The organism is Undibacterium paludis (assembly GCF_022568815.1).
In the GTDB taxonomy this organism is placed as follows: domain Bacteria; phylum Pseudomonadota; class Gammaproteobacteria; order Burkholderiales; family Burkholderiaceae_D; genus Undibacterium.
Genome location: NZ_JAKZHX010000002.1, coordinates 417770 through 431703, shown reverse-complemented (window position 1 = coordinate 431703; position 13934 = coordinate 417770). Strand labels below are relative to the sequence as shown.

Here is a 13934-nt window from a genome sequence, read left to right as displayed (position 1 = left end):
AAGCGATTTCCAGGCAAGCTGGAGACTGCTATGCGAAATGGGCAGCATCCTGGAAAATTGATTTGGAGGGGGCTCAGGTTTGTGCTCCTGCGACGCCGGCCATGGCAGAATTTTTCTTATCTGATTTGTCTGATAGTAGCAATCAGCGACATTTGCAGAATGGTAGTACGGCGTGGTTCCACATACCTGACGCATTAAAAAAAGAACTGGAACAATCCATATTTGGATTAAGTAATGCCGATGCAACTACAGAAAAAGGGAGGCATTCTGCTCTTGCCGGCAAGGTACTTACAGAGTCTCTGGACGAATTGATTAATGCTGTTATTGGCAGTATTTGCCAGCTTGAAGTTTTACCAGAGACAGCAATTTTCCCTCCCCCGGCTCACTTGTTCAGGCCTGGTTCCGGCGCGCTTGTTTGTGAACTCAGTGTTGGTCATCATACCTTGCGTATCTTGTTACCCGCTGCGGCAGTCTCGCATTGGAGAAAACCGCTGCCAGCGAGCCCCAAACCTGGGTTGATGCCCTTGAAGGCGGCACTAAAAAATACCCCGGTTAGCCTGCATGTTGAAGTCAGTGATGCAGAGCTGACATTGGGGTATCTCGCTACACTGGCAATCGGCGATGTTTTGAAGTTGCCCAACAAGCTGGATCATACTTTAAGAGTGTTGACTGACGATAATGTTGCTGTATGCAATGCCCATCTGGGAAGTTGTTCAGGTGCACTCGCGATAGAGCTTGTAAAGTCCAATTAGATCTTGCTGGAATTTGAGTTTTAACAAATACCGCGTTCAGCAATGTAAGAGTAAACAGGAAATAAAATGAATTCATCCACACATGCCATCGAGCTATCTGAATTAAGCACACATGAGCCTGGTCAATCCTTATTGAATGGCAATCTGGGCGTGGTGCAGGGCGTGAAGGTCAAGCTCTCGATCAGAGTCGGCGAAACAGAAGTCAGTATTGGTGATCTGATGAATATGCGTGAAAATCATATTCTGAAATTGAATACTGCCGTGGATACGCCTGTTGATGTCCTACTGGAGGGCAATGTTGTTGCCCGAGGGATTTTAGTCGCCGTGGATGATAATTTCGGCGTGCAAATCTCTGAGTTGCCACAGGTGGAAAAAAACTGATGTTTCACAAGCAGCTACACCGCTGGTGTTTGAAGTTTTGCCTGACATCTTTGTTTTTTTTAAGTGCGGGTGAAATTTTTGCTCAGGCATCAGCTTCCATGCCTCATGCGCCCATCCCTTTCAAGCAAGACAGGCAAGGGAGTGAGTCCATGGCGTATCAAAGCATCGCAGCATTGCTGCTTGCCTCTTGCGCCGCCTATGGCATTGTGTTCGCGCTCAAGAGATACCGTGACAAACTTGGCGCTTCCGGCAAAAGCTCCCGCCGCCTCAGAACGGTGGAAGCAACGCGTCTGGGCAAAACAAGCATGCTTTACGTTGTTGAATATAATGGGCAAGAATTACTTATTGCTGAAAGTTCGCAAGGCGTGCAGTTGATGATGAGCAGCCCTTTGTTGTTGAAAGAAGAAAGTGCGACAAAAGATGCATAATTTCGGGCGCACAGGTTTTCTGAAAGTGCTTTTAATCCTGCTGGCTTTGTTCTCGGCATCGCAATGCCTGGCCGCTAATGGAGACGTGCTTTCCATGCCTGGTATAGGCGTGCAGATTACCAATGATGTCGCACAAACGACTCAGGTATCAGCAGCCCTCAAAGTGTTGTTGGGTTTGACTTTATTGAGCCTGGCACCTGCTTTGCTGGTATCTGTCACATCATTCATCCGTATCATTGTCGTGCTTTCCATGCTGCGGCACGCTATTGGGATGCCGGAAACACCTCCAAATACAGTGCTCATCAGTCTGGCCTTATTCCTGACTTTGTTTACGATGTCACCAGTGCTGACTCAGGTCAATCAAACTGCTTTTCAACCCTTTATGGACGGAAAGATGGCTGCCGGACCAGCATTTGAGAATGGATTAAAGCCAATTCGAGAATTCATGGTACGTCAAACCAGGGAACAGGATCTTCAACTGATGGTAGAAATTGCCAAGAGCCCGGAACCAAAAACCATCGATGATATTTCAACCGTTCAATTGATACCGGCATTCATGTTATCTGAATTGCGTTCGGCTTTTCAGATAGGGTTTGTCATCTTCCTTCCGTTTGTATTGATTGACTTGATCGTCTCAACCATTCTCATGTCACTGGGCATGATGATGGTGCCTCCCGTTTCTATCTCACTGCCTTTGAAGATACTTATGTTTGTATTGATTGACGGCTGGAATATCGTGACACGTGCCTTACTAGGTACTTTCCAATAGTTTGCAAGTAACGTGCCAAAAACAGACGCATTGCTACCGGATGACCTGGCCCTGCAATCAGCTGAATTGAGTTTGTGGAAAAACTTGCGGCTTGGGGATGAGTTGGCACGTCAACAATTAATTGAAAGCTATTTGCCATTCGCACGCATGCTGGCGGCCAAGCTGTTCGCAAAACGCATTGATAGCGACCTGGAGTTCGAAGAATACATGCAGTTTGCCAGTTTGGGGCTTATACAAGCGGTGGATCATTTCGATCATACAAGGCAAATACAGTTTTCCACTTTCGCGGCACACCGCATTAAAGGATCGGTATTAAACGGCCTGGAGCACATGAGCGAAAAGCGCGAGCAAATCTCAACTCGCAGGCAACTCAGGGAAGAACGTAATCTGTCTATAAAGGCTGTTCTGTCAGAACCCGAAGTCGATACCTTCCAGCAATTGGCAGAGATTGCCATCAGTTTTGCGTTTGGCTACATCCTGGAAAACCCCGTTACCTATCATCATGAAGATGCCATTTCAGAGGATAGTGTTTATGCAGGCCTGGAGTTAAAACAATTGCGTGAAAAAGTGAGATATCTGGTTAATCGCCTGCCACACAAAGAAAGGATCATCATAAAATCTCACTATCTGAACCACCTGCCTTTCAATACCATTGCAGATACTTTACAGTTGAGTAAAGGCAGGATTGCGCAATTACATAAAAATGCGCTGAGCTTGCTGCATCAGGCTCTTGGGTCATCAGAATCTTGCGATGCAATATTCTGATAATGCAGGCACCAATAGCCTTCAAAACAAAGGAAGACCAATGTCAGGGATAAATAGCGTAAGCCAAATAGTCGCTCTGATGCGCACGCAGATGGTAAAAAAAGTCCGTCCAGCAAGCAAGCCTACAGGTACGCTGAAAAGCCAGGGGCTAAAAAAGGAAAGCAAGCAAAAAGCACTTGAGGCGCCAGGCAAAATTGAAGAATTAATCTCCTTGAGAGGGGCGGCCGGGATTACGTTTTTTTTCGCCAAAACATACGTAAGATGATGATTTATAAGGAAAAATCGATCTTATAGTTTATAGGCTCCACTTCCCGGTCGAGATCCAGTGGATACTCTCCAAACCGGTTGATATGCTCACGCCTGTATGGCGCCGTCCCCCGAAGAATTTCCTCTGTGAGTACATATCCTTTTGTCTGAAGATTTTTTAGAATGCGTGACATTCCATGGACGTTATGCAAGATGACCATGTTGGCCACTAGCTGGTTGTATTTTACGACCTTGCGTTGCTCATGTTTGATATTTTCCGCAATGATCCCATCTCCACCAAAGAACAACCATTTCACAAAGTCGTTAAATTCCTCACTCTTGTTAGTTGCAGCATGGATCGTTTTCCTGAGTTCAGCATCGTTGATGTACTTCAATAGAAACTGGGTGCGAACTACCCTGCCCAACTCCCTGAATGCATAGTAAAGTCTGTTTTTACGGCTAGCGGTACCCAGGCGACGCAGAATTGTCGATGGTGCAATTTTACCTGTTTTGATGGAGATAACGACGCGCAGCATATCCTTCAAATGCCTAGCAATCAGATCCCAGTCAATCGATCCTCGAAACAAACTGTCAATGTGTTCGTAGTGATCCCCCTTATCTGCCCTATAGAATGTCAAGTCTTTGATATTGCGAATACGCGGCATAAGGTTAATGCCAAGCAAATGCGCTAACCCAAAAACCGGTGTACTTTGCGCCTGAGTATCTCCATGCAGAGTGTCTGGCTGTATATCGGATTGATTTTTAAGCAGACCATCTAGAATATAGACTGCTTCGTAGACGCCACATGGAATGAAATGACTGAACAACGCGATATATGTGTCGGACACATGGTAATAGCCAATACCTCCATACCCACCGTAGCGGATATGGTATTCCGACAGCAGATTCTGCTCGTACATATTCCACTTGGTGCCGTCAGCAGATGCGCTTTTCCCACTGCCCCAATATCTTGGTAAAGCAAAACGGTTGTAGGCGTTGATAACCTTGGTGATCGCTTTATCCAGGCGCTGTTCGGTGACATGCTTCAGATTCAACCAGGCGACCTGCTTCCGGCTTAGTCCTTTGACTGATCTTGCAGTTTGAGTCGGTCCCAGGTTACAGCCGTAGCAGAATAAGGTTGTGATGAATCGTTTACGGGGATCATCAACCTTCGATTCGAATCCAGATAGTGGGCCGAACAAGCGATGCAAATCCAGCCATTTCTCTGTTTCGGTTAACACATCCAAAATGCTGGCGTCGCTCATTTGTGTCCGGATGGCCTCGTCCACAATTGCTAGTTCAGCTGGTGGCTTTTGTCGCTCACCTCGGCGTATGACTAACCCTGTCTCATCAATATCAACATGCCCATTCTCAGGAAAACGTTCATCGACTTGTTTTGTCAGTGCCTGCATCTGCGTTCGCAATTGCGCTACAAACTCCTGGGGTTCTACCGGAAGGCCCACCATTTCGCTATAGGCGTGCACTTCTCGCTCATATTCCTCCCAGGAAACCAGGTGATTGCGGTAATCATCGTAGTCACCACTATGCTCGACAAACAAATCACCTGACTTCAATTCATCCATGACCGCAGAAAATACCGCCAGTTCGAAGTATTTCCGGTGGTAATGGGTAGGTGGTGCACTGAGCCTCTTACCGAACACCAGAGTTCGCCACTTCTCTGGCATCCAGTCCAATGCCAGCATATCGATCTGGCTCTCAGCGATAGACAGATGCTCTTTATGGCTGGATCGGCATTTTTGTGTCAGTGCAATCATTGCCAGCAAGCTCTCGTCTTGTGAGCTTGAGCGTAGCGTCAATGCTTCCAGGCATTTGAACAACAGGCTTCGTTTTCCGGTATAGATTGCCAGCATGAACGGAAAATAATTGTTTCCCGCATACGCCATATGCTCATCGCATTCTCTTATCCAGCTTGCCAGATCTCCGTCAAGCGAACTTTCGACGCGTGCAACACGCTGTTCGCTTGGCCCGTCTTCACTGAAAACGGTCAACACTTCTCGAAATTGACCTATCAAACGCTCAACCTGATCGGCATGCTGGAGGTGATATTGGCGTAGCCGCTCTTCTGCCACATTATGCAAGTTTCGAATGGTCTTGATAAAAATTTCAGCGACATCGTCCATCGCATTTTGTAGCTGGGTCTGAATCAAGAGCACTGCCAGGGTGTAGCGCTTCAAGGGTTTTAATGCGCGCATTTCTGCCATATCAAGGGCACGCGCTTCAAGAACAAGTTGCTCGCGCTTGGTGGCAGCTATATGTCCAGTGTCTGGCAGATCGCTCGCCAATTTGGTCATGCCATCAATATGCTGCAAGAAATCTGTAACTTCCCGGACATTGGGTTGTTTAGGCTCCCGTTTCAGACTGTCCCAGGCACTTCTGCCAGCAACCGATTTCAGCAGGCCATCAATCCTTGTCGTAATTGATTCGGACAATGTGCCCGCGACGGTTTTGTAAATGCGGTCATTGATTGTTACCCTGGCATTTCGTGCCAGTCTAAACAGATATGTAAATCCGGGCAATTCAAAGCGGCGCTGTATTAGTTCTTCAATAAGAACATTGATAATGTCAGGTAACTCCTGTTTGGTCTGCGCAGCCTGGAGAGCCTGTTCTGCCAGCCACTTTTCAGTGGCATCCGTCATTTCCTGAATACCAACGAATTCCCGCAAAATTGTCTGTTGGCGGTGCTTGGTACCAGATTTGTCATACTTGGCCAAGGCATCTTTGGATGGTTTTCGTACTTGTGCCCGGCTGCAGATGTGCTCAATGATCGCTGCGGGGACACTGCTTAACGCTACAAAATAACCTAACCTCTGCAGGAGTTTTAATTGCAGCAAAAGCAGAGTTTGTTGAGAAATTTGGCGGTATCTAGCAGCAACAAATTTGAGTTCGGTGGGTGTTGGCGTGTAAATGGCAATCAGCTCTTGTTCTGTGAACTCAAGCTTCAGACGGGGATAGGCGGTTTCATGTACGCTGCTCATCTGCTTAATTAACCAAATGACTTATGTTTATTTTAAAACAATGAAAAACATAGTTTTTTTGTCGGACATCCTTGCGGGATATCTTCAGCTTTTAAGAGCCCTTGCAAACCTTTACTCTGGGCACAATTTGTTCGGAAATCTGCGTTCACAAATCTCTCTCGAAATTGCCATTTTGAAATTTCGATGAGTTAATGCACGGACAATATCTGAACTTTGTCTGCCGGGCAAGAAAAAAATAAATCAGTCCTTGACTTTTTGTGCGACTTTAAAGTCAAAGAATTCATCGTTGCTGTTTTTTGAATGTTTGAATGAAATTCGTGTTTGCTACGTGAATTTCGCATGCTGATATGGGCATGAATTGATGTGCCAGATACGCAGACCTGGCAAGATGATGGTGCGTTGTAACTCAGATTTTAAGCTCTGATCCCTGAAGTACGGTTTTAACTGCATCCGCCATTTTTACCAAATTCGGATAATCTGCCTTACTTGCTGTTCGCATCAGGAAATCACGTAACTCCTCGGCGGAGGGCTTGTCGTCAAAGTTGAAGAAATCTTTCAAATCCACATCTAACTCGACACGAATTCTCTCCAGTGTTTCTAGAGATGGGTAATGCTGGCCGCGCTCCAGCCTGCTCAACGATTTTGTATCGATATCAATTCGGCCAGCCAGCTCTTCCTGCGATAGTTGTTTGCGCTTTCGCAGAATTTGAACGCGCTGACCGACCAAATGCCGAACATCCTCCATGTAAACCTCCAAAGTTGACTACCTTCAGTAAATCAACATTGAGGGCTTCTTAAAACTTCCTATTACGCTTATAATTTTGCAAAATCTACCTTTTACGTTTACTTTTTGATTTTTCTATCAAAAAAACGATTTGCCACTTCATAAAACCAAGTTAATTTGGACACATCATCATGGGATTAGCAAAAGGCCTCGGCTTAGCAGTACTTGCAACGCTTGCGGTTCCTGTCGCAGGTTTATCCGGCATTGGAGCCATTGGTGCGCTACTTGGCATGCTGCTTTCCCGCGACAACAGGACAACCGGTGTTTTCACTTTCTTCGTGGCGGCAGTAGTCATCTGTTTTTTGTCTATCCGACTACTAGCAGGAATGCACAAAAGAGCCAAGGATCTGGTGGAGAGTATCAACCGGCAGTCCAATCTGAATTTCAACGCTGGGAATCTGTTGGGCTATCCCAGCCCAGCATTCCTGACTTTTGACAAACAAAACCGGAAACTGGCTTTTTGTAATAGCAGCACCGGCGATTTCAAAATACATGAACTTTCGTACTTGCTGGCCTGGCGCTACGAATGGAAGATTAAGGAAAGTATGGAGCTATCAGGTCCAGGCCGACAAGTTGGTACGACGAATATGCAAATGCCTTCATTTGAACGTGTACAGCGTGTCGGTGACTTTGCCCTGATCTTGGAAGTTGCCGATGAGAGCAATCCAGTCATCAAATTTTACATGAGCGAGAGAGCGGCCAAAGAATGGTGCGCAAAACTGAATGCCGTCGTGAACGGTTAGCATGCCTGATGTGTGAGCATTGCACTCAATAGTAAATCAATATTCATTTATATCCTGTTGTCTTCAAGACTAGGATTCGACCTAAAGAAAATATGTATTCGGTTCAAGAATTACAGCATGGCGCAATTATGCTGCGCACACAATGCCTAGAAACAGTCACTCAGTTCGCTTCAAACAATCCAGGCATTCCTGCCCAGGCCGTTGCCATTGGCCTGGGTGAGCTGCTTATACAGTTCTCCGTCTCACAACTGGGACAGGAACATACGCATCATCTACTGTCGTCGCTGCAGGAAGCTGTGCTCCTGTTCGGTGATAAAATTATGGAGCAGCATTGAGCAGTCCAGCGGTAGCTGCCCAACAATCTGCACGAACAACGCAACTACACGATGAATAGCCAAACCAAGGTCAAAGGGATAATCGCCCTAGATGCAGATGGCGTGCTTCTTGACTATCATGCTTCCTATGCGATGGCATGGCAGAAGGCATTTGGAACCCTGCCAGCGATCAAAGATCCGTTGGCCTACTGGCCCATAGATCGATGGGATGTTCAGATATTGACTGGAAACGAACTGGAACGGTTTCGCCAGTGCTTTGATGAAGAATTCTGGTCCACCATACCAGCATTGCCAGGTGCACTGGAAGCTTGCCATCTGCTCAAGGATGCCGGTTATCACCTGGTGTGTGTAAGCGCACTGAAAGAGGTGTACCGGCTCTCCCGGCTAAAGAATATCCGTGACCATGGATTTCCAATTGCCGACGTGATCGCAACTGAACAAAACGATACCGGCGTTAGTCCAAAGTCCAAGGCTCTTAATTACTTGCAACCTGTTGCCTTTGTTGACGACTATTTGCCTTACTTCCGTGGTGTGCCAGCCGATATACACATGGCACTCATTACGAGAGAGCCAAATGGAACTCCAAATACTGGAGACGAACTGAGCAATGTGTCTTCGTCGCACTTGAACTTGCTGGAGTTTGCAAAATGGTGGATACATTGTGCGCCGGATATAAAATGACCTGCTTGTCTTTAACTGGAGGTCAAAATGCAAGTGGTACACATCAGTGAACCATTCGTACTTCAAGGTCTCCAAAGGGAAGCTTACACCTGCGAGTTCCAGAGCACACGGCGAGATTACGTGTCATTTAAGGAGGTTGTTTCATGAGCACGGCAGCCGATACCTTTGTCATCGGGGATTTCCCCCAGCTCCGACTGATCGCATGGAATCGTGATCCCCATGATGTAATCACCGGTGAGGAGGCATTTGGTCTCTACGAGCAAAATTGGCGTTTTGTTGATGAAAAAGCTCTTCTTCCACACGAGTGTGATTTGATTGATAGACTGACACGTGAATATGGTCGTGGCATCCTACATATTTGACAGCCCTCATCATCACGCATTATCGAGTTTTCGCCCTTTTCAGCGCAGATTTTCTCGCCTTGGATTGACTAGACATTCAATGACTTCAAGCTCTATACCCGTGTTACGTATCAGCGACATGGTATTGCGCGAGGTGCCGCAGCGGGGATTGTGACAAATGAGAATGATCATAGGTGTCTATCCGAAATGATTATTTTCTTACAAAGTCGGCCAAGATCAAAGATTTTTCATTGGAGCCTTTTCTATGTTCATCCAGTTTTATTAAAGCATTAACGATTTTTTTCAAAATCTCCTTGACTCTGTACCTGCTACAGGGTGTCTAATGCCAAAATAAACACATAATCAAAGGAAACATGATGAGTGAGCAAGAGTCGGGTTGTTGTGGATGCAACTCCAAATCTGCTGGTAACGATAAGACTCCTTCCGTTTCGGTAGTTGCGTCACCAAATGACAATGCCGAAAAGGTATTGAATTTACTTATTGAGCAGATGGATTGCCCTACCGAAGAGGCCTTACTTCGCCATGCCTTAGAAAAAATGCCTGGAGTAAATAGCCTTGACTTCAATCTCATAAATCGACGTCTCAGTATCAAGCACACCATCACAAACACCTCTGTACTTATTGACACCATAACTGCATTAGGCATGTCTCCAGTGCAAGAAAATGTCCAACCACCAAACAGCGTCTCAATGGTGGTGTATTCCATAGAAAATATGGATTGCCCCACAGAAGAAGGTTTGATACGCGACAAGCTTGGCCCTATGCCAGGAATAGCGCAGCTTGATTTTAATCTCATGCAACGCAAATTGACGGTCAGCCATACACTGGCAAACCACGATGTAATTCAAGCCGTGTTGACTTCCATCGGCATGAAGGCCGTGTTGTTAAGCGAAGATGGCAAAATCAGTCCGGATGCAACCGAAATTCCACCAGCAAACACGTCTCGCAAATGGCGGCTACTGGGCGCAGCTGTGACATCGGCAATCCTTGCTGAGGCTTTTGCCTACATTGGCGGCTCAGAAAAAGCCTGGCCAGTCATGGTTTTATCTGCGTTTGCGATACTGCTTAGTGGTACTGGTACCTATAAAAAGGGTTGGATAGCACTCAAAAATTTGAATCTGAACATCAATGCCCTGATGGCAATTGCTGTGACGGGTGCACTGATCATTGGGCAATGGCCTGAGGCTGCTATGGTCATGGTCTTGTTCAGTCTGTCAGAAGCCATAGAAGCGATGTCGCTTGACCGCGCACGTAATGCTATACGTGGCCTGATGGCGATGACGCCGGAAACTGCCAGTGTCTTACAGGCCGATGGTAGTTGGCTGGAAATTGCGGCCAAGGCTATTGCCGTAGGTGCGACCGTACGTGTCTCCCCTGGTGAACGCATTCCGCTTGATGGTGAACTCAGCAAGGGACAGTCGTCAGTGAATCAGGCCCCCATCACGGGAGAAAGTATGCCGGTTGCCAAGACTGTTGGTGACAGGATATTTGCTGGCACCATTAATGAAACCGGCTCTTTCGAATACCGCGTAACCGCTTTGCAAACTGATTCCACTCTGTCTCGCATCATCCATGCCGTCGAAGAAGCCCAAGGCAGCCGCGCACCAACACAACGTTTTGTCGACAGTTTCGCTAAAGTGTATACACCGATAGTCTTTGTGTTGGCACTGGGCGTCATGCTCATTCCCCCGCTGTTACTAGGCTCGCCATGGTTGGATTGGGTGTACAAGGCACTGGTGTTGCTGGTAATTGCGTGTCCTTGTGCGTTGGTCGTCTCTACGCCTGTGACTGTGGTGAGCGGGCTGGCTGCGGCAGCAAAGGCTGGCATCCTCATCAAAGGTGGCGTGTATCTGGAAGAAGGTCGAAAGCTGAAGTCACTGGCGCTGGATAAAACCGGCACCATTACCCAAGGCAAGCCAGTTGTCACTGATGTAAGGCCACTCGGCGATGACCAGGCAAAAGCATTGCAGCTGGCAGCCAGTCTGGCTGGCCGCTCTGATCACCCGGTATCAGGTGCAGTGACAGCGTATTGGAAAACTCAAGGAAATGAGAAACCAGCATTAGAGGTCAGCGACTTCGCCGCCATCGCGGGCCGAGGTGTAAAAGGCCAGATTGCTGGTAAATGGTATTACCTCGGCAATCACCGTCTGATAGAAGAACTCGGCATTTGCAGTGCGGACACTGAAGCCGCTTTGCAAGTGCTAGAAGCCGATGGCAAAACAGCCGTGATCATTGCTGACGAGCAGAGACCTCTTGCCGTAATTGGTGTGGCAGATACCGTGCGTGAGAGTAGCCGTGAGGCAATTGCGGAACTGCACGCTCTGGGAATCCGCACCGTAATGCTGACTGGTGACAATGAAATGACCGCAAAAGCCATTGCAAAAAGTGTAGGCATTGATGATGCACGTGGCAATTTGCTCCCAGAAGACAAACTGGCCGCCATTAACGATGAGCTGGCAAATCACGGCAACGTAGGCATGGTCGGCGACGGTATCAACGATGCGCCCGCATTAGCCAAGTCCAGCATAGGCTTTGCCATGGGTGCGGCCGGTACGGATACCGCCTTGGAAACTGCTGACGTTGCCTTAATGGATGATGACTTGCGCAAAATCCCGCAATTCATTCGTTTAAGCCAACGCACTGCCGCCATCCTGAAACAGAATATCGCGCTGGCACTGAGTATCAAGTTAGCCTTCCTGATCATGGCAGTCATGGGCGTAGCGACTTTGTGGATGGCGGTCTTTGCCGATATGGGGGCAAGCCTACTGGTGATTTTTAATGGCTTGCGCCTGGTTCGTAGAATGAAATAACGTATTAATCCAACACTTTGCATTCAATTTAAGAATTTCCGGCCTATAATTCGTCTCATGTTAAAGAAACTCATTTTCATGCTTGCTCTTGTTTTCACTGTCCAGGTTAGCTGGGCGGTGGCGAGTAGCTATTGCATGCATGAAACGGGAATTGAAGCACAACACTTTGGTCATCATGACCATCAACATAAAGCTGATACAGATACGCCACAATCAGCTAAAACCAAACTTGGAATGTGTGACAGCGATTGCGATTTTTGTCACCATTCCTATGCAAATATTGTTTCTGTCCAAATTTCAAACTTTGTACTCCCGATTGTAAATGGTGTGACAGATTCACCACCCAGCGTCTACCAATCACATATTCCTGAAGGCTTGATCAAGCCAAATTGGCGTCTCCAAGGTTAATCCTGGCGAGAGCATTTCCTTATTACTAGCGCAGCATTGGCTGCGGCGATCTTTCGCCAAATATCCCCATGTTTTCTTTGGAGAATTTGATGCGCCCCTTGATTTTGCCCCTTACTATAGCGGCATTATTGGCTGCGCCTGCCTTTTGCCGGGCCGGTGACACCACAAAAAATATAATTCCTGTTTCTTCTCCCACTACGGTTGCGGTTGAAACACCTTCCACTACGCCGCTTACGTTAGAGCTGGCATGGCAATTTGCCGAGAATGGAAATTCCGTTCTGCGCCAGGCGAAAGCACAACTTGCTGCCATTGAGGCTGATGCGGCTGATGCACGCTCACTGTTGTGGAATAATCCCAAATTGACTGGCGAGCGCGTCAGTCGAGAAGTACCGCAATCTGGCATGCCCACTGACAAGAGACGGGAATGGTCAACCGGTATAGAACAAACATTTGAGATCGCTGGTCAACAAAGCTATCGCCGCAAAGCTACGCAATTGCAATTACAAGCACTTGAGGCTTCTATTGAAGACACGCGACGCGCTGTCAGGTCAGAGGTCGAACGGCGGTTTGTCCAGGTACTTTCCCTTCAAGAACGGATTGTGACCGAGCGTCAATCACTCAAAATTATTGAGGATACGGCTACCTCAGTCAAAAAACGTGTCGCAGCAGGAGAAGATAGTCGGCTTGATGGCAATCTGGCTCAAGTCGAAGCCGTCAGGGCCAAAAACCAGATCGGTGTATTGGAAGAGCAACTGATTCAAGCCCGAGCCGACCTGGCAAGTACCCTGCAACTACCTAGCGGCTTGCTTCCAGTGGCTTCGGGAACATTGGGAACAGCCTCGCCAATCTATACATTGGAGGCATTGCTATCCAATTCCCTTAACCGTCCGTTACTGCGTTCACTCGATTACCGGGAGCAGTCAGCCAAAAACCGACTAGCGTTGGAGCGAGCCTCACGCTATCCAGATTTGACGGTTGGCTTGTCAACTGGGCGTGAGGGGCCAGCGAATGCCAGAGAGCGTTTAACTACACTGACGTTTTCTATCCCGCTACCTTTATTCCGTAACAATGCTAGTGGCATTGGACGAGCATCTACTGAACTAAGTCAGGTGCAAATTGAACGGGAATCTTCTGTACGTGACACAGGCAGCAACATTAATGCAATGTGGAAAAAACTACAAAGCCTGACAGCACGGGTCAATGCCTTGCAACAAAACATTCTTCCTGCATTAGAAGAAAATCAGCGCCTTTCAGTCAAATCCTTACAAGCAGGGGAAATTGGCTTATTTCAGTTGCTTGTGGTTACCCGCCAGGTACTGGATGGAAGACGTGATTTGATCGATGCGCAAACTGAATTGCGGCTCACCCGGATTGCCTTGCATGAGACTGCCGGCTGGAACGAACCCGCAGCCCCTCAGTAATAGTGTGTCAATGCACGTCACCTTACTTTGAAAACATTTATACGGAATCAAAC

The 13934-nt window shown here is 47.4% G+C and carries 15 protein-coding genes; 13 read left to right on the top strand and 2 right to left on the bottom strand.

The genetic code is table 11. The features are described 5' to 3' along the window. Positions 1-101: 101 nt before the first annotated feature. The 6 genes from LZ463_RS06500 (at position 102) to LZ463_RS06475 (ending at position 3360) form a co-directional block, all read left to right on the top strand. Positions 102-752, top strand: coding sequence for a FliM/FliN family flagellar motor switch protein (locus tag LZ463_RS06500; protein ID WP_241454794.1), 651 nt, complete (start codon positions 102-104; stop codon positions 750-752). Positions 753-818: 66 nt separating this feature from the next. Beyond that, positions 819-1133 carry a FliM/FliN family flagellar motor switch protein gene (locus LZ463_RS06495; RefSeq protein WP_241454793.1) on the top strand — a complete coding sequence of 105 codons (315 nt, stop codon included), beginning with the start codon at positions 819-821 and terminating at the stop codon, positions 1131-1133. Further along, positions 1133-1561, top strand: coding sequence for a flagellar biosynthetic protein FliO (locus LZ463_RS06490; protein ID WP_241454792.1), 429 nt, complete (start codon positions 1133-1135; stop codon positions 1559-1561). The genes LZ463_RS06495 and LZ463_RS06490 overlap by 1 nt, the downstream gene beginning before the upstream one ends. Beyond that, the gene (gene fliP / locus LZ463_RS06485) at positions 1542-2330 is read left to right on the top strand and encodes a flagellar type III secretion system pore protein FliP (RefSeq protein WP_241454791.1); all 789 of its coding nucleotides are present in this window, start codon (positions 1542-1544) and stop codon (positions 2328-2330) included. Before LZ463_RS06490 ends, fliP begins: the two co-directional genes overlap by 20 nt. 102 nt (positions 2331-2432) lie before the next feature. Next, positions 2433-3095 carry a sigma-70 family RNA polymerase sigma factor gene (locus tag LZ463_RS06480; RefSeq protein WP_241454790.1) on the top strand — a complete coding sequence of 221 codons (663 nt, stop codon included), beginning with the start codon at positions 2433-2435 and terminating at the stop codon, positions 3093-3095. After that, positions 3082-3360, top strand: a complete 279-nt coding sequence (locus LZ463_RS06475) for a hypothetical protein (protein ID WP_241454789.1) — start codon at positions 3082-3084, stop codon at positions 3358-3360. The genes LZ463_RS06480 and LZ463_RS06475 overlap by 14 nt, the downstream gene beginning before the upstream one ends. Before the next feature lie 4 nt (positions 3361-3364). Here the strand turns inward: LZ463_RS06475 and LZ463_RS06470 are convergent, their stop codons facing one another. Next, positions 3365-6337, bottom strand: a complete 2973-nt coding sequence (locus LZ463_RS06470; protein WP_241454788.1) for a Tn3 family transposase — start codon at positions 6335-6337, stop codon at positions 3365-3367. A 406-nt stretch (positions 6338-6743) separates the two neighbouring features. Continuing rightward, positions 6744-7082: a helix-turn-helix domain-containing protein gene (locus tag LZ463_RS06465; protein ID WP_241454787.1), complete on the bottom strand. Its 339-nt coding sequence runs from the start codon at positions 7080-7082 to the stop codon at positions 6744-6746. A gap of 170 nt (positions 7083-7252) precedes the next feature. On the opposite strand from LZ463_RS06465, the gene LZ463_RS06460 reads away from it, so the two are divergent. The 7 genes from LZ463_RS06460 (at position 7253) to LZ463_RS06425 (ending at position 13881) form a co-directional block, all read left to right on the top strand. Continuing rightward, positions 7253-7864, top strand: a complete 612-nt coding sequence (locus tag LZ463_RS06460; RefSeq protein WP_241454786.1) for a hypothetical protein — start codon at positions 7253-7255, stop codon at positions 7862-7864. Between the two features lie 92 nt (positions 7865-7956). Continuing rightward, a complete protein-coding gene (locus tag LZ463_RS06455; RefSeq protein WP_241454785.1) occupies positions 7957-8199 on the top strand; it encodes a hypothetical protein in 243 nt (80 codons plus the stop codon). 51 nt (positions 8200-8250) lie between these two features. Next, the gene (locus LZ463_RS06450; protein ID WP_241454784.1) at positions 8251-8880 is read left to right on the top strand and encodes an HAD family hydrolase; all 630 of its coding nucleotides are present in this window, start codon (positions 8251-8253) and stop codon (positions 8878-8880) included. 143 nt (positions 8881-9023) lie between these two features. After that, positions 9024-9242, top strand: a complete 219-nt coding sequence (locus tag LZ463_RS06445) for a hypothetical protein (protein WP_241454783.1) — start codon at positions 9024-9026, stop codon at positions 9240-9242. Positions 9243-9598: 356 nt separating this feature from the next. Next, positions 9599-12052 carry a heavy metal translocating P-type ATPase gene (locus LZ463_RS06435; protein WP_241454837.1) on the top strand — a complete coding sequence of 818 codons (2454 nt, stop codon included), beginning with the start codon at positions 9599-9601 and terminating at the stop codon, positions 12050-12052. A 57-nt stretch (positions 12053-12109) separates the two neighbouring features. After that, positions 12110-12460: a hypothetical protein gene (locus LZ463_RS06430; RefSeq protein WP_241454782.1), complete on the top strand. Its 351-nt coding sequence runs from the start codon at positions 12110-12112 to the stop codon at positions 12458-12460. A 68-nt stretch (positions 12461-12528) separates the two neighbouring features. After that, the gene (locus tag LZ463_RS06425; protein ID WP_241454781.1) at positions 12529-13881 is read left to right on the top strand and encodes a TolC family protein; all 1353 of its coding nucleotides are present in this window, start codon (positions 12529-12531) and stop codon (positions 13879-13881) included. Positions 13882-13934: the final 53 nt, after the last annotated feature.